This window comes from Aquirufa sp. OSTEICH-129A (assembly GCF_054558355.1).
The window spans coordinates 750,165-774,186 of sequence record NZ_JBPXKC010000001.1 but is presented as its reverse complement, the minus strand read 5'-3'; the positions used below and the strand labels follow the sequence as shown (position 1 = coordinate 774,186).

The following is a 24,022-nucleotide window of genomic DNA, read 5'->3' as shown; positions in this document are numbered from 1 at the left end:
GATGAATGATTTCTCCAATAGTCTACAATCAGCTATTTTTGAGATCAAATAAAACTCTAATCATGAGAAAATTCGTTTATTTATGGGCAATCATTGCCATCTGTGTCAGTTCGTTTGCTGTTTCGGCACAAACTGTCGACGAGATTTTAGCCAAGCACCAAGAAGCCATGGGTGGATTGGATAAGTGGAATAAAGTAAAAACCCTGGTGCAAAATACCAAGTTTACCATTCAAGGTATGGAGATTCAGTCCAAATCGTCAATATTGGTCGGAAAGGCCTTTCGTTCAGAAATAGAGGTAATGGGCAATAAAATGGTGCAAGTAGTGGAAGGGGAAAGTGGCTGGTGGATTCGTCCGCAGATGATGGGAGGTTCTGGTGAGCCTGAGGATATGCCTAAGGAGATGATTAAAGTAAGTAAGAACCAAGAAGCTATTGGATCTTTATTACTAACCGCTAAAGCTGAAGGTAGCAAAATTGATTTGGTGAATAAAGAAAAGATGGATGGGGCTGATGTCTATGTTATTCAGATTACTAAAAAAGATGGTGATGTAGGAACTGTTTATCTTTCTGCGAGCACTTATTTAGTCTTAAAGTTTGCCGCAAAGGTTAACTTGGGCGGACAAGCCGTCGATACTGAATTGAAATTCTCTAATTATAAAGCGGTAGATGGCTTATATTTTCCTTTTTCTGTTGAAACAGCAAACCCTATGGGCGGAGGAACCATGCAGGTAGATACGACTTCCATAGAAATAAACCCTAAATTAGAAGCTTCAATTTTTGTTAAGCCAGCGAAAAAATAATTGGTGGGAATCGGAGATTCAATAAAGAAGCCGAGGATTTAAATCCTCGGCTTTTTCATTGAATTTTGGTCAATTTTCTGCCGTTTTTATGATGGCCGAGGATTTAAATCCTCGGCTTTTTTATTGAATTTTGCTCAATTTTGGGCCGTTTTTTTATGGTGGCCGAGGATTTAAATCCTCGGCTTCTTATTGAATTTTGATCAATTTTGGGTCGTTTTTTATGATTCCCGAGGATTTAAATCCTCGGGACCCTATTCAAATCTAAGGTAAAAATTGCTGGATATGATTTCTAGCACTTAATATGGCCTTTTCAATGTCTTCATCGGAACCTTCATAAGCTTTATCCTCCACCTCAATGACAATCGGTCCACGATATCTTACATCATTTAACGCCGAAATAAATTTACCCCAATGAATATCTCCTAAACCAGGAATTTTAGGGGAATGATATTCCAATGGATTAGCTAAAATCCCCACTCGATTCAATTTTTCTGGGTAAACCTTTACGTCCTTCAAGTGAATATGATGTAATTTTTCCGCATAATGATAGATAGGATAGGTATAATCCATCATTTGGAATACCATGTGCGAAGGATCATAATTTAAACCAAAGTTGGTGGATGGAATGATGCTGAATAATTGATCCCAAATTTTTGGTGTTGTCATCAAATTCTTTCCACCAGGCCATTCATCATCTGTGAAGAACATAGGGCAGTTTTCAATGCCAATTTTTACATTTAATGAATCAGCTAATGCAATAATTTCAGGCCAAACCTCTGTGAATTTCCCAATATTATAAGCCACATTTTTAGTATAGTCTCTTCCAATGAAGGTATTCACGTTCCCAATGCCTAAAACTGCAGCTGCTTTTATTACCTTTTTGATGTGTTCCCGATAAAACAAGGCTTGCTCTTCATTAGGATCCATTGGGTTAGGATAATACCCTAATGCTGAGATTTTAACTGGATGCAAAGCTAATTGAGCTTTTAAGGCTAATAATTCCTCCTGAGAGAGGCTATCAACCGAAATATGGCTAACTCCTGCATATCGACGTGTATCGGCATTGCTGGAGGGCCAGCACATGATTTCTACACAAGCAAATTGTTGGGCATGAGCAAAATCTAATACTTCCCACAATGTTTTGTTCGGAAGAATGGCTGAAACAAATCCTAAATCAAGCATGTATTAATTGTATTTTTTATCCAATAAATAAAAGGTAGCAAAAGATAAAGTAGTTATCCATAGCCCCACAGCCTCACGGGCTAATTCCTGATTGATGGTTTTCATACTTAACCCATCTGTCATAAATCCTTCCCAGGCTGTCATTTCAACCCAGGTTTGTAAGCCCGCCACACCCGAAAGTAAGAACAAAATGACCATTAATTCCGAGTTTACTTTTCCGCTTATCGCTTTAAAAGAAGTATAAGTAGGTATTAGGTAAATCGGTACCCATAAGATTGGATCTGGGTCATTTAGTTGCCAATAGGCAAACAATATGAATATGAGTGTAAAAAGACTGCCAGAAATCAAAAATGCTTTATTCATAAGGATAAGGTTTAGGTATTATTCACATAATTTATGGACAGCCTCTTTGGCTCCCGGATAATTCAGTTTTCCAGCTTGCTGGAAGGCTAAACATGCTTTTTCGTTCAATTTTTGTTGGTATAAACTCAGTCCTAAAGCATAATAACCTTTTCCAAATGTAGGATTAATTTCTACAGATTTCTCAAAGTCCTTGGCTGCCTCTGTCAGGTTATTTCCTTGATAATATATATTTCCTCGGTTATACAAAGCATTTATTTCGCTCGGGTTTTTAGACAAACAAGTGCTAAAATCCGCAATGGCTTGTTGAGGTTTGGCCAATGCAGCCCATACAATTCCCCTTTGAAGATAGGCAGAGGCAGAATCTGGCGAGTTTTTGATGGCAATCTCCAAAGGAGCTAATGCTTTTTCCCAATTGGATTTTTCCATTCGAACAGCCGCTAAATTCAGTTGGGCTTGATATAAGGAAGGTTTTAACTCCGTCGCCTTGATATAATTGCTCTCGGCTTCTTCATATTTTTTTTCTTGGAAATCAATTACCCCAAGCATATTGTATGCTTCAGCTAATCCCGGGTTTTTCTCTATGGATTTTTTCAATGCCTCTCGGGCAGAGACTAGTTCGCCTTTTTTTAAGCGTGATTTAGCCTCTTCTAACCACTCATTTGCAGAAGATGAACAGGAAGAAACAAGGGCCAAAAATAGACAGCTAACTAGGGTCCAGGATTTTAGGTAAGATGTGTTGAATGAAAGCATGTTCAAAGTTAATGCCTAGCCTGAAAATATCGGTATGTATTTTGAAAAAAGGGGCATTTTTTATTATCTTTGCAGTGGCAAATTACCAGCTCCCGCTGAATCCCCCAGGTCTTGATCGAAGCAAGGGTAAGTTGGTTGTAGCGGTGAATTTGCCATTTTTTTGTTCAAACCAATCCATCCCATGAAATTTTTTATAGATACAGCTAATTTAGAGCACATTAAAGAAGCACAAGACTTAGGTATTTTAGATGGTGTTACCACGAATCCATCCTTGATGGCCAAGGAAGGCATCAGTGGGAAAGATCAGGTGTTAAAGCATTACAAAGCGATTTGCGATATTGTGGATGGTGATGTTTCTGCTGAGGTAATTGCAACAGATTTTGCCGGAATGATTCGGGAAGGAGAAGAGTTAGCTGAATTGGACGAAAAAATTGTAGTTAAAATTCCTATCATTAAAGATGGCGTAAAGGCCTTAAAATATTTTTCTGACCACGGTATCAAAACCAATTGTACCTTAGTTTTTTCAGCAGGCCAAGCGCTATTAGCTGCAAAAGCGGGTGCAACCTACGTTTCCCCCTTTATTGGTCGCTTAGATGATATCTCATATGATGGTATTCAATTAATCGAGCAAATTCGATTGATTTATGATAATTACGAATTCGAAACAGAAATTTTAGCTGCTTCGGTTCGCCACCCTATGCACATCATTAATTGTGCTGAAGTGGGTGCCGATGTAATGACAGGACCTTTATCTGCCATTCTAGCTTTATTAAAACATCCATTAACTGATAGCGGCTTGGCTACCTTCTTGGCTGATCACGAAAAAGCAAAGAATAAATAAAGAAAGCTATGGCCGTTCTATCCTTTGAAAATGTTACTATTTTGCAAGATGGTATTCCAACCTTGCAAAATATCAATTTGGAGATGAATGAAGGGGAATTCGCCTATTTAATAGGTAAAACAGGTAGCGGAAAAAGTACCTTGTTTCGCTCCATTTATGCAGAACTTCCTATTGAATTAGGCCTAGCAAAAGTAGCCGGCTATTCATTAAATGACATTAAGCCTAAGGATGTTCCTTTTCTACGTCGTAAACTTGGATTTGTGTTTCAAGACTTTCAGCTACTAACAGATCGTAATGTAGAAAAGAATCTTTCATTTGTTTTGGAAGCTACAGGACATACCAATCCAGAAGAGATACGGTTTAGAATAGAACAAGTTTTAGCGCAAGTTGGGATGAGTAATGCCATTCAAAAAAGGGTACACCGACTTTCTGGTGGAGAACAACAGCGCATTTGTATTGCTAGGGCCATTTTAAATAAACCCGTTCTACTTTTGGCCGATGAGCCAACGGGACACCTAGATCCAGAAGTTTCATTGGAAATCATGCAATTGTTTAAGCAGTTGAACCAACAAGGCACTGCGATTTTGATGGCAAGTCATGATTATAACACCATGCGGCAAGTACCAGGGCGATTCCTTAAATGTGAAAGCGGAAATATTTTTCCGGTAGAAAGCCTTTAAAATTTTAGAAAAAAAAAATAAAGGGCCCAATGGATGTATGTTCCATTGGGCCCTTTGTATTTTCGAATAAGTATGACTACTTATTTACCGGTTAAATACACGACCGGTATGATGCATTCCTCCAAGGAGATTCCTCCATGCTGAAATGTATTTCGGTAGTGGTTTACATAATGATTGTAATTGTTGGGATAAGCGAACATATAATCCTCTTTGCTAAACACATAGGTAGTTGATACATTAGGTTTTGGTAAGAATAATTGTTCTGGCTTTCGTGAAACCATCATTTTATTGGAATTATCCCAATTTAGATTTTTCCCCTGCTTGTACCTTAAATTAGTGTTGGTTGTTCTGTCGCCAACAATTTTGATGGGATTCTGCACGCGAATCATGCCATGATCCGTAGTAATAATCACCCTTCCTTTTTTATCAGCTATTCGTTTTAATAAATCAAAAAGGGGCGAGTGTAAAAACCAACTCACCGTTAAGCTTCTATATGCTGACTCATCCGGGGCTAATTCCTTAATCATAGCCATATCCGTTCTGGCATGAGAAAGCATGTCCACAAAATTGTACACAATAACATTTAAGTCATTGGTTAATAACTTACTAAAATTATCTACCAAGTTTTTACCTTGATATTGATGTATGATTTTATGATACGATGCCTTGGCATTGATTCTTAATCGTTTTAATTGCTCCTGTAAATAGAACTCCTCATATTGATTAAATCCTTCTTCATCTTCCGAATCCCCTAAGTCAAAAACCCATTTATCTGGATAATTTTTCTGAATTTCTAAAGGCATCATACCCGCAAAAATCGCATTTCTGGCATAGGCGGTAGTGGTAGGTAAAATGGAATAATAGGTCTCCTCTTGTTCCAATTGGAAATATTCTTGAATAAATCCTTCCAAAATTTTCCATTGATCAAAACGTAAATTGTCTACCAGAATAAAGAATAAGGGGCTTTTTTCTTTCAGTTTAGGAAAAACATATTTTCGCATCATCAAATGCGACAAAATAGGCGTCTCAGAATCTGGTTTTTGAAGCCAGTTTTCATAAGAATTCTCAATGAACTTGCTGAAATGTACATTAGCTTCTGATTTTTGACTACTTAAAACTTCAGCCATGGACTTATTTTCAGTCTTGTCAATTTCAAGCTCCCAATACAAAAGTTTTTTATAAATATCCGCCCATTCTTTGGCACTCAATTGATCCTGATATTGTAAGGATAAAGCCCTGAATTCTTGCTGATAACTGATGTTCGTTTTTTCTTCTTCCAATCTTTTTTTGTCAAAAATGCGTTTGACGGAAAGTAGTAATTGGTTGGGATTTAAGGGTTTAATTAGGTAATCCGCAATTTTTGAACCAATGGCATCTTCCATCAATTCTTCCTCTTCGGATTTCGTAATCATAATCACAGGAAGATTGGGTCTGATTTGTTTGATGGAAATAAGGACTTCCAAACCTGACATTCCTGGCATGTTTTCATCCAAAAATAGCACATCAAATTTTTGTTTTTCTACTAATTCTAAGGCATCAGCTCCCGAATTAACGGTCGTCACTTGGTAACCTTTATTTTCAAGAAAAAGTATGTAAGGGGTTAATAAATCAATTTCGTCGTCAGCCCAAAGTATCGAATACGTCATATGGTATAATTTTATTCTTTTCCCTTAACCCTTCTCATCATGAATTATTGTCCTATCAAAAATTTAATTTTTGTTAAATGGACAATCTAGGTTTTGGTCACCTAAAATTAGCTAATTTTGTCTTGGTAATCATTTTTTTCCATGCCTAATACAGATGCTCCCGTTCGATTTACTGAAAGTGCCAAAGCGAATTTACGGCCATTGGTTCAGGAAGGTAAAATGCCCGAGCCCTTCATTCGAGTTGGTATGAAAGGAGGGACCTGCGGGGGAACCTATGTTTTGGGCTTTGATTCAAAAACAGAATTTGACGAAGAATATCTGATTGATGACATACCTTTATTGATAGACCGCCGACAATTACTTTTTGTTCTTGGTACAGAAATAGATTTTGAAGCGCGTGCCAATGGATTTTATTTACATAAACCTACTGTCTCATGAAATTTGCTGCTATTGATATTGGTTCCAATGCTGCCCGCCTACAAATTTCTAGTGTCTTGGAAAATGACGGTGTCATTAGTTTCAAACGTATTGAATATGTTCGCTTTGCCTTGCGTCTAGGGCATGATGTTTTTATAGATGGGGTCATTTCTCCTGATTCAGAAGTTAGAATTTTTAAGTTATTACATGCCTATAAATTATTGATGGACTTGCATGAAGTGAAAGATTATGCCATTTGTGCTACTTCTGCCATGCGTGAAGCCTCCAATGCCCCAGATATCATTACTCGCATTCATAAAATTTTGGATATGAAGATCAATGTGATTGATGGAAGTAGAGAAGCAGAGTTGATCAATGATGTGGTGGTACAATCTTTACATCCCAAGAAAAATTACTTGCACATTGACGTAGGCGGTGGTTCCACCGAATTAAATATTTATCGAAATCGTCAAAAATTAGCTTCTAAATCATTTAAAATAGGCTCTGTTCGTCTATTAGAAGGAAAGGAAAAGGAAGGCGACTGGGAGAAAATGCAAAAATGGATTACCCAGCAAAAAATGGATATTCCAGGACAAATGATTGCCGTGGGTACAGGTGGTAATATAAGTAAGTTGTACAATATTTCAGAAAAGGTAAATGAATCTAAAATGATGCAATTCACTGAATTGCAGCGTATTTCTGATTATGTAGCGTCATTTACTTATGAAGAAAGGGTACATAAATTACGTCTTAATACGGACCGTGCAGACGTTATTGTTCCCGCAGCTTCCATTTATTTGGCAGCCATGAAAACGGCAGGTTGTGAGGAGATTTTTGTGCCAGATTTAGGCCTTAAAGACGGAATCATCCAGCTTTTGTATGATCGCTATTTACAACGAAAAAAATAGGGGAGATTTAGGGGTTAGTTTTTAGTTCTTAGGTCTTAGTGTTTAGGTCTTAGTGTTTAGTTCTTAGATCTTAGTGGTTAGATTTTTGTATTTAATTTTATTTACGTTCTACATTCTACATTCTTCATTCTACATTCTACATTCTCCATTCTACATTCTACATTCTTCATTCTACATTCTCCATTCTACATTCTTCAATCTCCATTCTCCATTCTCCATTCTCCATTCTTCATTCTACATTCTACATTCTACATTCTTCATTCTCCATTCTACATTCTTCATTCTTCATTCTTCATTCTTCATTCTTCATTCTTCATTCTACATTCTTCATTCTCCATTCTACATTCTTCATTCTACATTCTTCATTCTCCATTCTACATTCTTCATTCTACATTCTCCATTCTTCATTCTACATTCTACATTCTCCATTCTTCATTCTACATTCTACATTCTACATTCTTCATTCTCCATTCTACATTCTTCATTCTACATTCTACATTCTCCATTCTTCATTCTACATTCTACATTCTACATTCTAAATTCTCCATTCTCCATCCTCCATTCTCCATTTCTCTCATAACTAATCCCTAGCAACTAATAACTATTTAGTTATTTTATACAACAAGCCCATAGAAAGAATTTGTGAAAACTGCCAATTAGGGTCTTGGTCATAGTCTCGAAATAGAACGGCTTGCACATTGGTACTCAAGTATTTATTTACCTTCATGGTCAAATTGGCATCAAACCGATGTACAATACCGTTGGACACACCAAATCTAAAATAGTCCATAAGGGCTGAATAGCGGGCCTTAAGGTTGACATTTTCAAAAATATTTTTGTCGACGTTGGCCAAAAATTGGAATACAAATTGATTTCGAATATTATCTCCAGGTTTTTGCAAACCATATAAACCTGCCCTAGAGATTCGTTCATCCAAAACAAAAGTTTGACGTAAACTACCAATACCAAATCGGGTATAAAATGCTTTTTGAGGATGGTATTCAAAACCCATGGAGGTAGTCAAATAAGCAGGAGCAAAAATAGATGAAGTGATAGAATCCACAGGAATCCCTAAGCTGTTCTTTTTATTGTATTCAAATCCTTGAAAAAATTGAGTTTGAAAGTTGGTTGAACCATAATAATCCCATTTTGGACTAATTCGATAACCCGCTTTAAATTCATAAAATATGCGATCTACGTTTTTACGTAAACTTTGGGTTCTATTTTGTAGGAAACCTACTTGCATTTGTAAATCACTCGCTAAACGCCAAGAATTATTTTGCACACTGGCGGAATGATTTAAATACCAACCCGTTGCAAAGGTATTGGTTCCTCCTCCTTTCCAATTATCACTAAAACTTGATTGATTTAAATTGATACCAGTGGTAAATTCCTGCTTCCATTTTCTAACGACACTGTCAGGCTTCATCGAGGCCATCGACTGAAAAGCAATAAAAATGCTAGTGAATATTAGGAGTAAATGGACCTTCATGTGACAAATGTACAAAATTGATTGTTCTACCTTGTGAGCTCTAACGGATTTCCTACCCAAATTTGTACATTTCCTTGAAAAAAATCTCCTGATTTTAATTGAATCAATCCATCCAAGGTATTAAAAGCATCCGTATTAGCTGTCATGGGCTCAATAGCGACACAATTTTCATTGGCAGGGGCAAAGATTACTAAAAACGGAAAAAGTTTACTAGACTGCTGAACAAATAAGGCTCTTTTTTGCTTCGTGTCCACCAATTCAGTCAAGTGGATATCCATTGGGTTCAATCGAAAAACGTGGTCTATTTCTTGGATTCTAAAGGATAGGCCTTTTGTCATTTCCATCAATTCTTCTTTCATTGGAATCATTTGTGAATCAGATAAAAAGCGGCTTTTACCCTGAAAGTATATATGATAATCTGCTAAATCAGTTCCTGGAATTTGAAAATAGGGATGCCAACCGCATGCAAAAGGCATTTCACCCTCACCTGAATTAGTACATTTCATAGAAACATCTAAAATTCCTTCCTGACCTAAGCTAAATTCCCATTCAAACACAAAAGGGAAGGGGTAGGCTTCATAATCTCCCTCATAGTTGTAAATTAAAGAAATCTTGGCAAATCCATCAGTACATACTTGTTTCCCCAATTCAAAAGGCCTTCTAGCAAGAAATCCATGTATGGCATTACCCAAGGCCTTTTCATTGATGGGTAATTGATAGTTCTTTCCCAAGAATGAGTAATTACCGTTTCTGACACGGTTTACCCAAGGGCATAGTAAAGCACTTGGGTATAAATCATTGTCCCTCATTGAAAATTGCTTCGATTGAGGGATAGCAATGATGTTTTCTAATTTACCAGCAAAACTGACATATAAGCTTTTTAAGGCTCCCCCTAGGTCTGCTAGTATTTCAGCTGATTCACCAGTCGCGGGATTGCGCAATTGAACTACTCGGCCATCAGGTGAATCGATAAAATTTATTTCCATAGCGTTTTTTCCTCTATTCCCATACCATACAAGGCAAAGTCATATTGTACAGGATCGGTTGAATTATATTGTTTTAATACTTGTGTTAGTTCTACCGCTTTCTTCCAATGGGTAGGTCCAGGAGAAACCAAGTGTAACCTTTCCGCAGTTCGCTGCGAATGTACATCCAAGGGACAAATTAATTGATGAGGTGCTATTTTTGACCAAATTCCAAAATCCACTCCAGCCTGGTCTTTTCGTACCATCCATCGTAAAAACATACATAAGCGCTTACAGGCGGAGTTTTTCACGGGAGCAGATACATGTTTTTTCGTGCGTTCGGGAGCCCAAGATGGCTCAAAAAAATAGCGATAAAAGCCATTTAATGCTTCTTCTATATCGGAGTTTTCTGTATTAAAATTTCCTAGCACAAAGGCCTCTTCCAAACTGGAATACTGCTGATAATGATTCCGAAAGAAGGAAAGAAAATATAAGGTGTCTGTATAATTAAAAGTCCGATGTTTAAATTGCTCGAAGCGTTGAAGATCCTTTTCCTGATGTTGTAAAACAAAATCATAAGGAGCTCCATCCATCAAATCAATCAACTCCCGTCCCTTTTGTAAAATGGTTTTTCTTTGTCCCCATGCCAGCATGGAAATCCAAAATCCCATGATTTCTATATCCTGCTTTTTACTAAAAAGGTGTGGAATCGAAATGGGGTCATGTTCAATGAACCTAGGATGATTGAAAAAGGCTACTTTTTTATTTAATAGCTCGACTAAATCATCCTGCATCTTTCTATTTTTTGGAACCAAAGAAAGCTATGATTTTGGAAGGTAAAGAAAATATCCAGACCAAAATGGTAACTAATACTGAAAATGCAGCTATGAAAGGGTAGGATAAGATAAAAAATACCTCAAAAACTACATTTCCTGCTGTAATTGGTCTTTTCCGTTTTGCCATATTATTGAACTAAATAACTTATTTCAGCTCTAATACGTTTATCCACTGCATTTAATCGCTCAAATGCTTTTGGGGATAATTTAATAATTACCTTGTTATCGGTGTTAGGTAAACGACCAATCACTTTAACCCAAATGCTTTGGTTATTTGCCAAGTTTTTAACCAATACCAAGGTTCCAATTGGGGCCGATTTGTGTAAGGCTAAATATTTACCAGAATTGTCGGGAACATCAATTAATTCAGCAATACCCGTTTCAATGGTCTTGCGAATACCTTCTTGTGTCGTACTTCCTTCCGGGGTGCCGCTTGCAGCAGCTGTTGAATTTTCTTTAGCTGCCGGTAAGGTCATATCAATTTTAGCTTCCTTGGTTTCGGCTACCTTTTCTGTTTTGTTAGGTAATAAGGAAGTCTTGTCTATGCTGCTTGCACTTGGTTCCGCAATAATTAAACGCTGTCCCTCTTGAAGACGATCAGAGGTTAAATTATTCCATTTTCTAATTTGTGCCATCGTCACCTGATGCATGTTGGCAATAGTCAATAAACCTTGTCTGCGAGCTACAATGTGAATCCCTTTATCCGATTTATTTCCGTCCTCAACGGTTTTTTCAGGGCTGGTTGGAGCCACACTAACTTCATTCGGTTTGTCGATGGTTTTTAAAATACTAGGGCTTTCCTCTAAATAATGTAATGGAATAAACACCAGTTCTCCTGTTTTTACTGGAATCCCAATTTCTGGATTCACTTGTTTGAATTCGCTTAGGGATAAATTATAACGACGAAGTATCGAGAATAAGGACTGCTTAGGACCCACTTTAAATACTACATAAGTTTTATTGTTTTCTTTTTTTAAGCCCAAAGAATCTACTGTCATGGCTTTTATTTGAGCAGAAAATCCCAAACAAATAAAGAAGAAGAGTATCAATGATTTAAAATTCATAAATTTCTAGTTGTAGCTTGTGTTGAATAAATAATAAGTGATTTTGGAAAATTTGAAAGGTATGATATCCCATCAATTCCCCTTCTTCCAAAAGTTCATGTAAAATGATTTGGAAATGATTGTCACAGACCAAAAGGTAATTTTTCCATGCACCATCGTAAAGATAATAAGAAAAAATTAGCTTATCCTCGCCTTCCCAATAATCCAAACCCTTTGCAATCTGTAAACTGAATTTGAGCTTAAAAAATTGTTTAAAGGCAGAAAATTGTTCTTGACTTTCTTCTATATGATGTGGGTTTTCAAATGCAAACATCTCACTATCAGTTGATTCCCTTTGTTTAGAAAGAATTTTACCAGAATCTAGGTCTAAAATCAAAGCCGATTTCCCTTGTTGGATTACCAGTTGATCTTCTGATAATTCCTTTGCTTGTTGACTTTCTATGGCATATTGTAATTGCCCATCTAACAAATTGTAAGCCTCTACAGCCTCTATTCCCGGGTTTTTTCCTGACTGTAAGCGTACAAATACCCCTAACTTTTCACGGCCTTTGAGCCATTGCAAATGACTACTATGAGCTGGTAAATTGGAAATAAGTCTTAATTCGTTGGACTTGAAATCATAGGAATACCAATGTCCTCCAGTGGCATCTTTAGCTTCTATCCAAAGTTTGGGAGTCTCTTTGTTACCCCAATAGCCTAGGCTCCAAACGGGTTGCGAAAATTGATATTGGAATTTTTTTTTCAAGTCAGACAAAAGGTTTCTAGGCAAATAATGTGCAAATTTGGCAATATTCTATCAATTAACGTACATCTGAATATGATGCAAGGCAAAAAAGTGGTAGCTGTCATTCCTGCTAGGTATGCTTCTACACGCTTTCCCGGAAAACCTTTGGTTGATTTGGGAGGCAAACCCATGATTCAACGCACCTATGATCAAGTAGCTTCCGTTCCAGGATGGGAGAAAATTATTATTGCCACGGATGATGAACGAATATTTGATGTAGCTCAAAAGTTTGGTGCAGAAGTGATGATGACTGATGCCTCACATCAATCAGGGACAGATCGCTGCGCCGAAATTTTAAGTAAATTGGATAGCCCTGTAGATTATTTAGTCAATATTCAAGGTGATGAGCCATTTATTAATCCTGATCAATTACTAGAACTAAGCACAGGTTTTGAAAGTAATGCCCCCATTCTAACTTTGGTTAAGGAGATTCACGATGAATTGACCTTATTTAATACCAATGTTCCCAAGGTGGTGATGGATGAACAACATAATGCATTGTATTTTTCCCGACAAACGATTCCATACTTGCGAGGAGTGGCTACGGAAGATTGGTTTGATCACCATCACTTTTTTAAACACATAGGACTTTATGCTTATCGGGCAGATGTCCTGCCTGTTCTTAGTCAATTGCCTGTTTCTAGTTTAGAAAAGGCAGAAATGTTGGAACAATTGCGTTGGCTTCAACATGGTTTTCAAATTAAACTCATCGAAACCCAACACGAAACCGTGGGAATCGATAGTCCTTCTGATTTAGAAAAAATTAAGAAATTAGGCTTTCTTTAAATAAATATCTCTTTATCTAGACCTTCAAAAGGCGTATCTTTATAAGATTTTTAAGAGGTTATTCGAATTATTGTACGATTCGGAGAAGGTTTATATCAATATGCAGAAACAAAATATTTTAGATCGATTGAAAGATCGAATCTTAGTGCTTGATGGCGCTATGGGTTCTTTAATTCAGCAGTATCAATTAACAGATGGAGATTATCGTGGAGATAGGTTTAAAGACTTTCCTCATGAAGTAAAAGGAAACAATGATTTGTTGTCCCTTACACGTCCAGACGTTATCAAGGAAATTCATGCCAAATATTTTGAGGCAGGCGCTGATATAGCAGAAACAAATACTTTTTCGGGTACCTCCATTGCCATGGCGGATTATCACATGGAAGATTTAGTTTACGAATTAAATTTTGAATCAGCCAAGATAGCCAAAGAAGTTGCCGATGAGTATAGCTTAAAAACTCCAGAACAGCCTCGCTATGTGGCAGGTTCAATTGGGCCAACCAACCGTACTCTTTCCTTATCGCCCGATGTCAATGATCCTGGTTTCAGAGCCGTATCTTTTGATGAATTGGTTGAGGCCTACCAAGAACAAGTACGTGGATTAGTGGATGGAGGTGTAGACTTACTTTTGGTAGAAACAGTATTCGATACACTCAACGCTAAGGCAGCTCTTTTTGCCATAGATCAATATTTTCAGCAAAATCCAAATCAACCTTATTTACCTGTCATGGTCTCAGGGACCATTACAGACGCTTCCGGTAGAACTCTTTCCGGTCAAACTACAGAGGCATTTTTGGCATCTATTGCCCATATGCCTTTATTGTCGGTAGGTTTAAACTGTGCCTTGGGTGCAGATTTAATGCGACCATATATTAAGACTCTTTCTGATAAATCACCATTTTTAGTATCTGCTCATCCGAATGCAGGTTTGCCAAATGAAATGGGTGAATATGACCAAAGTCCAGAACAAATGGCTGCGGTGATTGAGGATTATTTGCAAAATGGCTTCATTAACATCATTGGAGGCTGTTGCGGTACTACGCCAGACCATATCCGCTTGATCGCTCAAACGGCAGCAAAATATCCACCTCATCAATTACCAGCTAAAAACCTAAATCAGAAACTTTCTGGATTAGAACCTTTGGAAATTACCGAATTGACCAATTTTGTCAATATTGGTGAGCGTTGTAATGTGACCGGCTCAAAAAAATTCGCTCGATTGATTCGTGAGGAAAATTTTGAAGAAGCTATTGCCATTGCCAGGGAGCAAGTAGATGGTGGTGCTCAAATCTTGGATGTCAACCTTGATGAAGGTATGATTGACGGTGTTAAAATGATGCCTCAATTCCTCAATTTATTGATGTCTGAACCCGATATCTCCCGCTTACCCATCATGATTGACTCTTCCAAATGGGAAGTAATTGAGGCGGGATTAAAGTGCGTTCAAGGTAAATCTGTAGTGAATTCCATTTCCCTTAAGGAAGGAGAAGAGCGTTTTATTGAATTAGCTAAAAAAGTAAAGCGATACGGTGCTTCTGTGGTCGTAATGGCTTTTGATGAGCAAGGTCAAGCAGATTCTTATGAGCGTCGAATTGAAATTTGCCAAAGAGCTTATGATATCTTAGTCAATGTGGTAAATTTCCCTCCACAGGATATCATCTTTGACCCTAATATTTTGACGGTTGCTACTGGAATGGAAGAGCATAATAATTATGCCAATGATTTCATTAAAGCAACTTCCTGGATTAAGAAAAACCTACCTTATGCCAAGGTATCAGGTGGTGTATCCAATATTTCCTTTTCATTCCGTGGAAATGAAGTCGTTCGAGAGGCGATGCATACCGTATTTTTATATTATGCTATTCAAGCAGGTATGGATATGGGTATTGTAAATGCCAGTCAATTAGGCGTTTATGATGAGATTTCTCAGCCTTTAAGGGATCTGTGTGAAGATGTTCTGCTTAACAGAAATCCCGATGCTACTGAAAAATTAGTCGCTTTTGCCGATACCGTTAAATCCTCTGGCAAAGAGCAAGTGGTAGATGATGCTTGGAGAAAATTACCTGTTAATAAACGTTTAGAGCATGCCCTTATCAAAGGTTTAACTGAGTTTATTGATGAAGATACCGAAGAGGCTAGAAAGTTAGTTGAGCGTCCTATTCAAGTTATTGAAGGACCTTTGATGGATGGAATGAATGTGGTGGGTGATTTATTTGGAGCAGGAAAAATGTTCTTGCCTCAGGTAGTAAAATCTGCCCGTGTGATGAAAAAGGCGGTAGCCTATTTATTACCATTTATTGAAGCAGAAAAACAAGTAGGAGAGAGCTCTTCTGCAGGAAAAATTTTATTAGCTACGGTAAAGGGCGACGTCCACGATATCGGTAAAAATATCGTAGGGGTGGTGTTGGCTTGCAATAATTATGAAGTAATTGATTTAGGTGTCATGGTTTCCTGTGATAAGATTTTGGCTGCTGCCAAAGAACATCAAGTGGATATCATAGGCTTATCGGGCTTAATTACTCCAAGTTTGGATGAAATGGTCTATGTGGCAAAAGAAATGAAGCGCATGGGCTTTACCATTCCTTTGCTGATTGGCGGAGCTACAACTTCTCGATTACATACCGCAGTAAAAATAGATCCTCATTATGATGGACCTGTTATTCACGTATTGGATGCATCACGTTCGGTTCCCGTGGCAGGTAGATTATTACAAAGCGAATTATCCCAAAAGGAAATATTCAACGAAATCAAGGAGGAATATGCTCAGATACGTGTTCAACATGCAGCGCGTCAGCAAGAGAAAAATTATTTGACCATTGACCAAGCTAGACAAAAATCGAGAGGAATCGATTGGTCTGATTTTCAAGCTTTTCAACCCACTTTCTTAGGGGTAAAATACTTTGAAGATTACTCTTTGGCTGAGATTGCTAAATACATCGACTGGACTCCATTTTTTGCCACTTGGCAATTGAGTGGAAAATATCCTCGTATTTTTGATGATGCCGTGGTGGGTCATGAAGCAAAAAAGCTATTCCAAGATGCCCAAGATTTATTAGCCGAAATTATACGTGATAAATCCTTACAAGCTAAAGCTGCCTTAGGATTTTTCCCAGCAAATGCCTTTGGTGATGATATAATTTTGCATGATTTTAAGGCCAATGAAAATAAGGTAGCTTGTGAAAAACATGGCGAACATGTCCATGTGAATTATGAGATTGTAAAGAAGGATGAAAATTCTGATTCGAGTCAATGGCTTCATCATTTGCGTCAGCAAAATGTCAAAGCTGCAAACCTGGCTAATCATTGTTTAAGTGATTTTGTGGCACCTTTAGAAACTGGAGTTACCGATTACGTGGGAGCTTTTGCAGTAACCGCGGGTATTGGTATTGAAGCGCTATTAGAAAAATACGATAAAGCGCATGATGATTATAATTCCATCATGGTCAAGGCTTTAGCAGACCGTTTGGCAGAGGCCTTTGCCGAATTGTTGCATGAGCGAGTTCGTAAAGAATTCTGGGCTTATGAGCGTGATGAAGATTTGACTAACGAAGATTTGATTGCCGAGAAATATACGGGCATTCGTCCAGCTCCAGGTTATCCTGCTTGTCCAGATCATACGGAAAAGAAGCGATTGTTTGAATTATTGGATGCTGAAAATCAAATTGGAATTAAGTTGACCGAAAGCTATGCCATGTATCCCGCATCTTCAGTTTCAGGTTTTTACTTTTCTCATCCTAAATCCACATATTATGGTTTAGGAAAAATTACCAAAGATCAAGTGGAGGATTATGCTCAACGTAAACAAATGCCGGTTGAGGAGATAGAACGTTGGTTAAGTCCAGTTTTAAATTACGATGCATAGAATATGACCAAAATTACCGAGTATTTTAAGAATTCAGGAGGTAAAACCTTATTTTCTATTGAGATTATTCCACCGGTTAAAGGGCAGCATTTAGGCGAATTAATGAGCCATATTGAGCCTTTAATGGAGTTTAAGCCTCCCTTTATTGAGGTTACTTATCACCGTGAAGAATATGTAGAGAAGGAGGTAAATGGTGAAGTAAAAAGAATTCCTATTCGTAAGCGTCCTGGCACCTTAGGTATCTGTGCTGCTTTAATGCAGAAGTTTAAAATTGAGGCTGTTCCTCACGTTATTTGTGGAGGATTTACCCAAGAGGAAACAGAAGATTTCTTGATTGACCTACATTACTTAGGGATAGAAAATGTCTTGGCCTTACGGGGTGATCAAGAAAAAGGGGAGGATCGATTTATTCCTAAAAGCGGTGGACATGCCTATGCTAATGAATTGGTGGCGCAGATTAGTCGAATGAATAAGGGGCAATTGTTGTATGAAGAGACGGAATCTTTTCCTACTAACTTTTGTGTGGGTGTCGCTGGATATCCAGAAAAACATTTTGAAGCAGTTTCCTTGGATACCGATCTTCAATACTTAAAACAAAAAGTGGACGCAGGTGCTGACTATGTAGTTACGCAAATGTTTTTTGACAATCAAAAATACTTTGATTTTGTGAAGGCATGTAGGGCCAACGATATTCATGTTCCCATCATACCGGGCATTAAGCCATTGGCTACTGTCAAGCAATTAGAGATTTTACCAGCAATATTTCATTTGGAGATCCCTCAAGCATTATCATCTGCTGTTTTGGCGGCTTCCAATTCGGCAGGTATTAAGCAAGCAGGAATCGAATGGGCGATTCAGCAAGGCAAAGAATTAATGAAGGCCGGTGTTCCAGCCTTGCATTTCTATACCATGAGTAAATCAGATAGCGTTAGATCGATTGCTTCGGCCTTGTTTTAATTGAAAGGGCGATTTTGCAATCGCTCTTTCAATGATTACATAGCACTTGCTGTCTCTTCCAATTTCACATGCTTCCAATTTTCACCCGAACGAATTCGATTGAGCTGGGTATGTGTAATGCCAAATTGTTTTGCGATCATTTTAAATCGACTCTTCTCCGATTTTAGCATCTTTTTAATCATCAAAACCTTGCTTTCCGTCAACTTGTAATTCTTGGTTCTTTTCGGAATTTGACGATTAATAACACTTGGATTGTTTTTGTTATGCGCCGTGACTAGACTACGATTTCCCCAAGCTAAATTCTCAGCTCGGTTGTTCATCTTGTCATGATCCAAGTGCAATACAAAATTGTCGGATTCATCTTTTTTCATAACAAAACACTCCGCCACCAATTTGTGGATATAGCGATTAGCGGATTTTTGCTGAAAGCGAATATTTAGGGATCGATATCCTTGAATCATGGAACCTTGTATTAATTCGCCTTCCGGATTATTCTGAAAGCTTTTTACACGGCCATAATTAGAGATCTCGTAATGAATTTGATTGTCAAATTCAGGGAAAGGAATGCGCTTCCATTGCTCATTCCAATAGTTTTTTAAGGCGGTCATAGTATTAATAGTACGTATTATAGAACGGTAGTAATCGCAATTTAAAGATATTCCTTGAATTGCAAAAGTTTAGCTGAAAACGAAAAAGAATAATTAATATTGTATCCCTATTATTTGAGGTATTCTTCAAATCATTAGTTCTGCTTTTGAAATCAATGGATTGTCGTTTTCAAATAAGGGATTTAAATTTCAATTTGATTTGTTGGGTAAAAAATATCAATTTCTGCATCAAAAAATTGCTTAATGTCCTTTTTCTTTTTGTACTCATTCCTAACATGAAGTTATTTCCATTAGCTAAATTTGAATGATGTTTATTTGGGTGAAAGGTAGGTTTATGATATATTGATTTATTATGAAAGTCTTAGTTTACGGTGCCTCCTTGAATCCACAACGTTATGCTTACCTAGCTGCCCAAATGCTGCATCAAAAGGCTCATGAATTGGTATTAGTCGGCACTAAAAAAGGGGATTTATTGGGCCATGAAATACATCAACCCGGTTGGATGGAGCCCGATGTGCATACCGTAACTTTGTACGTAGGACCACAAAATCAAGGAAATCTGTTGGACTATTTAAAGCAACTACAGCCTAAGCGAGTAATTTTTAATCCTGGAACAGAAAATGAGATGCTAAGAAGAAGTTTGGAAGCAGAAGGTATTTCGACTGAAGAAGCCTGTACCTTGGTATTATTACAAACGGGTCAATTTTAAAGGGTATCTGCCAGGAGATCCTAACAGATACCAATCAAGTTATATAGCTTTCAAGACGAAGTCAAATTCTTCCATGATCAAGTTAGCTAATAATTTTTTACAAGCATTCGTCACAATTTCATTGGCTTCAGCCTCTGAATTAGCTTCTAATTGTAGCTGAATATGTTTGCCAATACGCACATCAGCCACCTGATGAATATCTAAGTTTTGTAAACCTATGCGTACAGCTTTACCTTGTGGGTCAAGGATTTCTTTTTGAGGCATTACATTGATTTCAGCTAAAAATTTCATTTTTTTTGGGTATTAAGTATGTAAATAACTCCCGACAGGAGGATATAGGATGCTACTAACAGTGGCAATGCTGCAAATTTAAGGAAAATCAGTCCAGCAACACAAAAAACTAGGAAAATGAATTTAATTTGGTTGCTTTTCCAATCCCAAGTTTTAAACTTAAAGGCCATTAAAGGCAATTCGCAAACCAATAAATAACTCATGATCACTGAGTAAATTAATAATCCTTTAAAGTTTAAAACGTACTCACTAAACTCCGGTTGAAATTCTAAAATAAGTGGTAGCGAGGCTATGACAATTCCATTGGCAGGAGTTGGTACGCCTATAAACTGATCACCTTGCCTGGTATCAATATTGAATTTGGCTAATCGATAGGCCGAAAAAAGGGCCAAGGAGAAGACCAAAAAAGGTTTATAAAATCCAAATAATCCCACGGAGCATTGTGTACCACAGCTCGCCTCTACCAAATGAAAAAGCATGAAGCTTGGTAATACTCCAAAGGAAACCATGTCCGCTAAAGAATCTAATTCCTTTCCTAATTCGGAATATGCATGTAATAATCTGGCTAAAAAGCCATCTAGGAAATCAAAGACTAATGAAAGTAAAATACAATAGGAAGCCCATAAGACATGCCCTTGCATGACAAAATAAATACCAAAACAGCCTGATAATAGATTTCCCAGGGTTAAGGTATTTGGAATTTCTTTTTTGATAGACATCTTATGCTCTGACAAATGGGTTTTGAATTTTTTCGATTCCTATGGTCGTACTGCCACCATGACCAGGAAATACCTCAGTCTCCTCAGGGAGAACGTACAACTGATTTTGAATGCTATTGACTAAATCAGCATGATTACAAAGTGGGAAATCAGTCCTTCCGATGCTTCTCCTAAATAATACATCTCCATCAATAAGCCACCCTTGTTCTTCTAAATAAAAGGCCACATGACCAGGAGCATGTCCAGGAACAAATAACACCTTAAGCTTCATTTCTCCAATTTCAATAATTTCGTTGTCTTCCAACAAGCGGTCAACTTCCACAGATTGGTAGGCAGGGAAACCATACACCGCAGCTCGGTTAGCGGCATCATTCAGTAAGGGTAAATCTTTGGGATGCAAGCCAAACGGAACCTTGTATTGCTCTTTAATATAATGCACCCCTAACACATGGTCAATATGGGCATGGGTATTAAGACAATACTTTAATTGAATATCCTTTGAAAGGATGAAGTCCGTCAAGACCTTTCTTTCCTCATAATTATGGCATCCTGGATCAAATATGACACCATTTCCAGCATCATCCCAAAGCAAATAGGTGTTTTCTTGGAAAGGATTAAAAGTAAATACTTCTTTATATATCACGGATGAATGATTTTGTATGCAAATTACTTATTTCCTGTAAATTGATGTTGTCCTAATAAGAATATGCATGGTTTTTTATGCAAATCGGGAATAGATTTAGCCCAAGACTCCACCGTTTTAGTTTGAATAAATCCTAGTGGTGCTTGAATATCGCATGCTAGGCAAATCAATTGATGTTTGGGACAAACTTCTAATAAATCTGTCAACAGTGCATTATTTCGATAGGGTGTTTCAATGAATAATTGAGTTTGCCCGGATTTTTCCACTTCCTTTTGTAAGTATTCAATCTTTTTTACCCGGGCACTTTTTTCAATGGGTAAATAGCCATGAAAACAAAAACTTTGGCCAGAAAACCCTGAGGCCATTAAGGCCAATAAGATGGAAGAGGGCCCAACCAATGAAACGACTTCAATCTGTAGTTTGTGCGCAATGGAAACAGCCAGGGCACCTGGATCAGCTATACCAGGGCATCCGGCCTCAGAAATGATACCGATGGAATGATTTCCTTGAACCTGGGGTTGAATAAATTTTTCTACCTCAGCGGCCGAACTATCCTTATCCAATACTTCAAAAACTAGATCTTCAATTTTGATACCTAATTTTAATTCACTGATGAACCTTCTGGCCGTACGTACATTTTCTACCAAAAAATGTTGGCATGTCAATATGGCTTGGCTTACCTCGGGTGCTAAAACTTGTGAGGCTGTATTTTCAGCAATGGGGCAGGGTATCAAATAGATTTTCATAAAATTTGGCGTAAGGCCTCAACAAATGCCTCAGGTTGATCAGCCTGAACCCAGTGTCCAGCATTGGGGATTTCGATCAACTCAAAGTTGGGGAAAATTTCTGCAATATACCGCTCGTCCTCAGGTTGAATGTAATGAGATTCTGCTCCTTTAATAAAAAAGGCAGGAATGTTGACTGCATTTTTTACCCAAAGTTCATGGCCTACTACGTCAATATTTTTGGTAATGACACGAACATTTATTCTCCAGGCAAATTCTTGCTGTTCATTTCGATATAAATTTTTCAATAAAAATTGACGAACACCTTCCTTTTCCTCGAATCGTTTCAAATGTTCATTTGCCTCCGTTCTACTTTGGAGATTTTTTAGATCTAGGCTATTTAATCCCTCTAAAATGGCAGTATGGTGAACTGGATAGAATTTAGGCGCAATATCTACCACGATCATTTTTTGAGCTATATCCGGATGGTTTAAAGCAAATTGCATCACGACTTTACCTCCCATTGAATGACCTAGAATGATGGGCTTGGTCAATTGATGTTCTTGAATAAATTCCAAAAGATCTTCGGACATTACCTGGTAATCAAATTCGTCTGCCCAGGGCGACTGCCCATGATTTCGTTGATCAACCAAATACACTTGATATTGGTCGGATAAGACTTTAGCTATGCCTAACCAGTTATCGGAAGATCCAAATATTCCATGGAGAATGATCAAGGCGGGGCCTTGCTCTCCCACTTTTCTAAAATATAGTTTCATTTATTGAATATAAATTGCCTTTTCTTTGGCGGCCATGGTTTGCCCTATAACCTCCAATGTAAAACCTTCCGATTGTGCAAATGATTCAAATTCCATTTGGTGATTTTTATCAACCGCAATTAATAAACCTCCGGAGGTTTGAGGATCCGCCCCAATCAGCTTTTGAATTTCCGAAATGGTATCTTCTACTCGATGCTCATAACTAGCCCAATTTCGGGTTGTTCCACCCGGGAAACATTTTTGTTCTAAATAGTGCTTAATCTGGGGAAGGGTAGGGATTTTATCAAAAAATAATTGAGCACTGACTCCTGATCCATCACACATTTCTACCAAATGCCCTAATAAACCAAAACCTGTCACGTCTGTTAATGATTTGACATAGCCCAATGGCCCAAGTTTTTCACCTAATTTATTCAAAGTACTCATTTGGTTAACGGCCAATTGCAAATCTTCTGGACTTACTATTCCTCTTTTTTGAGCAGTCGTTAAAATTCCCACGCCCAAAGGTTTGGTTAAATACAATATACATTGATCGCTAGCTTGATCGTTTTGTTTTAAATGTTCTTTTTTAACTTTTCCTGTTACAGCCAAACCAAAAATAGGTTCAGGGGAATCAATGGAATGCCCACCTGCTAAAGGTATACCTGCTTCGGCACATGCTGCTCGTCCACCTTCTAATACTTTCTTAGCAATCTCTGGAGCTAATTTATCGATGGGCCAACCCAATATGGCGATTGCCATTAGGGGAGAACCTCCCATGGCATAGATATCAGAGATCGCGTTTGTAGCAGCAATTTTCCCGAAATCAAAAGGGTCATCTACAATGGGCATAAAAAAATCTGTGGTAGAAATAACCGCCTCCCCATTTTGCCAATCAAATACGGCTGCATCATCCCTACTCTCATTTCCAACCAACAGAAGAGGATGATTTTTTTTTGGGGTATCTGTATGTAAAATTTGATCTAAAATTTGTGGTGAAATCTTACATCCACAACCAGCGCCATGTGAAAACGAGGTTAATTTTATGCTAGTGTCCAATATTCGGTATTTTAAATGAAGAGTACAAAAATATTCTTTAAATAATTAAAAATTAAGTTTGTGTTAAGATTTAAGCATAAATAGTACAATAAGATGAGTCATTACATTTAAATATGATAACAAAATGCCTTTTTTGTTCTAATTATCAGTTGATTAGTACAATTTGCCTTATAATGA

General features: G+C 37.6%; 25 protein-coding genes. 9 read left to right on the top strand and 16 right to left on the bottom strand.

Translation table 11 applies throughout. The annotated features are described in order from the left end of the window. Nucleotides 1-62: 62 nt before the first annotated feature. Nucleotides 63-800 carry an outer membrane lipoprotein-sorting protein gene (locus SKC36_RS03485; RefSeq protein WP_459464610.1) on the top strand — a complete coding sequence of 246 codons (738 nt, stop codon included), beginning with the start codon at nt 63-65 and terminating at the stop codon, nt 798-800. Nucleotides 801-1,061: 261 nt separating this feature from the next. Here SKC36_RS03485 and SKC36_RS03480 read toward each other — a convergent pair whose 3' ends face one another. The 3 genes from SKC36_RS03480 to SKC36_RS03470 are packed head-to-tail and all read right to left on the bottom strand — an operon-like array spanning nt 1,062 to nt 3,095. Beyond that, complete coding sequence (locus tag SKC36_RS03480; RefSeq protein ID WP_459453136.1) at nt 1,062-1,982, bottom strand: sugar phosphate isomerase/epimerase family protein; 921 nt, start codon at nt 1,980-1,982, stop codon at nt 1,062-1,064. A gap of 3 nt (nt 1,983-1,985) precedes the next feature. Beyond that, nucleotides 1,986-2,345, bottom strand: a complete 360-nt coding sequence (locus SKC36_RS03475; RefSeq protein ID WP_459464608.1) for a transmembrane 220 family protein — start codon at nt 2,343-2,345, stop codon at nt 1,986-1,988. Nucleotides 2,346-2,363: 18 nt separating this feature from the next. Further along, nucleotides 2,364-3,095 carry a tetratricopeptide repeat protein gene (locus SKC36_RS03470; protein ID WP_459453134.1) on the bottom strand — a complete coding sequence of 244 codons (732 nt, stop codon included), beginning with the start codon at nt 3,093-3,095 and terminating at the stop codon, nt 2,364-2,366. Nucleotides 3,096-3,276: 181 nt separating this feature from the next. On the opposite strand from SKC36_RS03470, the gene fsa reads away from it, so the two are divergent. Together fsa and SKC36_RS03460 are read left to right on the top strand one after the other, a co-directional pair. After that, nucleotides 3,277-3,936, top strand: a complete 660-nt coding sequence (gene fsa, locus SKC36_RS03465) for a fructose-6-phosphate aldolase (protein WP_223144211.1) — start codon at nt 3,277-3,279, stop codon at nt 3,934-3,936. Nucleotides 3,937-3,944: 8 nt separating this feature from the next. Continuing rightward, entirely contained in the window at nt 3,945-4,616 is a 672-nt protein-coding gene (locus SKC36_RS03460) for a cell division ATP-binding protein FtsE (protein WP_459453133.1), read from the top strand. Nucleotides 4,617-4,696: 80 nt separating this feature from the next. On the opposite strand, the gene porX is transcribed toward SKC36_RS03460, so the two are convergent. Then, complete coding sequence (gene porX, locus SKC36_RS03455; RefSeq protein WP_459453132.1) at nt 4,697-6,262, bottom strand: T9SS response regulator signal transducer PorX; 1,566 nt, start codon at nt 6,260-6,262, stop codon at nt 4,697-4,699. 141 nt (nt 6,263-6,403) lie between these two features. Here porX and SKC36_RS03450 point away from each other — a divergent pair, with 141 nt between their 5' ends. Together SKC36_RS03450 and SKC36_RS03445 are read left to right on the top strand one after the other, a co-directional pair. Then, a complete protein-coding gene (locus tag SKC36_RS03450) occupies nt 6,404-6,700 on the top strand; it encodes a HesB/IscA family protein (RefSeq protein WP_459464606.1) in 297 nt (98 codons plus the stop codon). Then, the gene (locus SKC36_RS03445; RefSeq protein WP_459453130.1) at nt 6,697-7,587 is read left to right on the top strand and encodes a Ppx/GppA phosphatase family protein; all 891 of its coding nucleotides are present in this window, start codon (nt 6,697-6,699) and stop codon (nt 7,585-7,587) included. Before SKC36_RS03450 ends, SKC36_RS03445 begins: the two co-directional genes overlap by 4 nt. Before the next feature lie 601 nt (nt 7,588-8,188). Here the strand turns inward: SKC36_RS03445 and SKC36_RS03440 are convergent. The 5 genes from SKC36_RS03440 to SKC36_RS03420 form a co-directional block, all read right to left on the bottom strand. After that, nucleotides 8,189-9,079 carry a DUF3078 domain-containing protein gene (locus SKC36_RS03440; RefSeq protein ID WP_459453129.1) on the bottom strand — a complete coding sequence of 297 codons (891 nt, stop codon included), beginning with the start codon at nt 9,077-9,079 and terminating at the stop codon, nt 8,189-8,191. A 26-nt stretch (nt 9,080-9,105) separates the two neighbouring features. Further along, nucleotides 9,106-10,065 carry an aldose epimerase family protein gene (locus tag SKC36_RS03435; protein ID WP_459464604.1) on the bottom strand — a complete coding sequence of 320 codons (960 nt, stop codon included), beginning with the start codon at nt 10,063-10,065 and terminating at the stop codon, nt 9,106-9,108. Further along, nucleotides 10,056-10,838, bottom strand: coding sequence for a TIGR02757 family protein (locus SKC36_RS03430; RefSeq protein WP_459453127.1), 783 nt, complete (start codon nt 10,836-10,838; stop codon nt 10,056-10,058). The genes SKC36_RS03435 and SKC36_RS03430 overlap by 10 nt, the downstream gene beginning before the upstream one ends. A gap of 170 nt (nt 10,839-11,008) precedes the next feature. Continuing rightward, nucleotides 11,009-11,944 carry a septal ring lytic transglycosylase RlpA family protein gene (locus SKC36_RS03425; RefSeq protein ID WP_459464601.1) on the bottom strand — a complete coding sequence of 312 codons (936 nt, stop codon included), beginning with the start codon at nt 11,942-11,944 and terminating at the stop codon, nt 11,009-11,011. Continuing rightward, nucleotides 11,934-12,689: a hypothetical protein gene (locus SKC36_RS03420; protein WP_459464599.1), complete on the bottom strand. Its 756-nt coding sequence runs from the start codon at nt 12,687-12,689 to the stop codon at nt 11,934-11,936. Before SKC36_RS03420 ends, SKC36_RS03425 begins: the two co-directional genes overlap by 11 nt. A gap of 72 nt (nt 12,690-12,761) precedes the next feature. Here SKC36_RS03420 and kdsB point away from each other — a divergent pair, with 72 nt between their 5' ends. From kdsB to metF, 3 genes are all read left to right on the top strand, one after another. Next, on the top strand, nt 12,762-13,514 hold the full coding sequence (kdsB, locus tag SKC36_RS03415; protein WP_459464597.1) for a 3-deoxy-manno-octulosonate cytidylyltransferase: 753 nt from the start codon (nt 12,762-12,764) through the stop codon (nt 13,512-13,514). Nucleotides 13,515-13,614: 100 nt separating this feature from the next. Next, nucleotides 13,615-17,376 carry a methionine synthase gene (gene metH, locus SKC36_RS03410; RefSeq protein ID WP_459464595.1) on the top strand — a complete coding sequence of 1,254 codons (3,762 nt, stop codon included), beginning with the start codon at nt 13,615-13,617 and terminating at the stop codon, nt 17,374-17,376. A 3-nt stretch (nt 17,377-17,379) separates the two neighbouring features. After that, nucleotides 17,380-18,333 (top strand): methylenetetrahydrofolate reductase [NAD(P)H], encoded by a 954-nt coding sequence (gene metF / locus SKC36_RS03405; RefSeq protein WP_459453121.1) that lies wholly within the window; start codon nt 17,380-17,382, stop codon nt 18,331-18,333. Nucleotides 18,334-18,368: 35 nt separating this feature from the next. Here the strand turns inward: metF and SKC36_RS03400 are convergent, their stop codons facing one another. Further along, entirely contained in the window at nt 18,369-18,941 is a 573-nt protein-coding gene (locus SKC36_RS03400; protein ID WP_459453120.1) for an NUMOD4 domain-containing protein, read from the bottom strand. Nucleotides 18,942-19,293: 352 nt separating this feature from the next. Between SKC36_RS03400 and SKC36_RS03395 the strand changes: the two genes are divergently transcribed. Next, a complete protein-coding gene (locus SKC36_RS03395; protein ID WP_459464593.1) occupies nt 19,294-19,650 on the top strand; it encodes a CoA-binding protein in 357 nt (118 codons plus the stop codon). Between the two features lie 39 nt (nt 19,651-19,689). Here SKC36_RS03395 and purS read toward each other — a convergent pair whose 3' ends face one another. From purS to selD, 6 genes are read right to left on the bottom strand one after another with little or no spacing between them, the layout of a single operon-like run. After that, nucleotides 19,690-19,941 carry a phosphoribosylformylglycinamidine synthase subunit PurS gene (gene purS, locus SKC36_RS03390; RefSeq protein ID WP_459453118.1) on the bottom strand — a complete coding sequence of 84 codons (252 nt, stop codon included), beginning with the start codon at nt 19,939-19,941 and terminating at the stop codon, nt 19,690-19,692. After that, complete coding sequence (gene pssA / locus SKC36_RS03385; RefSeq protein WP_459464591.1) at nt 19,938-20,660, bottom strand: CDP-diacylglycerol--serine O-phosphatidyltransferase; 723 nt, start codon at nt 20,658-20,660, stop codon at nt 19,938-19,940. Before pssA ends, purS begins: the two co-directional genes overlap by 4 nt. Nucleotide 20,661: 1 nt before the next feature. Further along, nucleotides 20,662-21,303, bottom strand: a complete 642-nt coding sequence (locus SKC36_RS03380) for an MBL fold metallo-hydrolase (RefSeq protein WP_459464588.1) — start codon at nt 21,301-21,303, stop codon at nt 20,662-20,664. 23 nt (nt 21,304-21,326) lie between these two features. Next, nucleotides 21,327-22,049, bottom strand: coding sequence for an SAM-dependent methyltransferase (locus SKC36_RS03375; RefSeq protein WP_459464586.1), 723 nt, complete (start codon nt 22,047-22,049; stop codon nt 21,327-21,329). Next, nucleotides 22,046-22,807: an alpha/beta fold hydrolase gene (locus SKC36_RS03370; protein ID WP_459453114.1), complete on the bottom strand. Its 762-nt coding sequence runs from the start codon at nt 22,805-22,807 to the stop codon at nt 22,046-22,048. Before SKC36_RS03370 ends, SKC36_RS03375 begins: the two co-directional genes overlap by 4 nt. Then, nucleotides 22,808-23,845, bottom strand: a complete 1,038-nt coding sequence (gene selD / locus SKC36_RS03365) for a selenide, water dikinase SelD (RefSeq protein ID WP_459464584.1) — start codon at nt 23,843-23,845, stop codon at nt 22,808-22,810. Nucleotides 23,846-24,022: the final 177 nt, after the last annotated feature.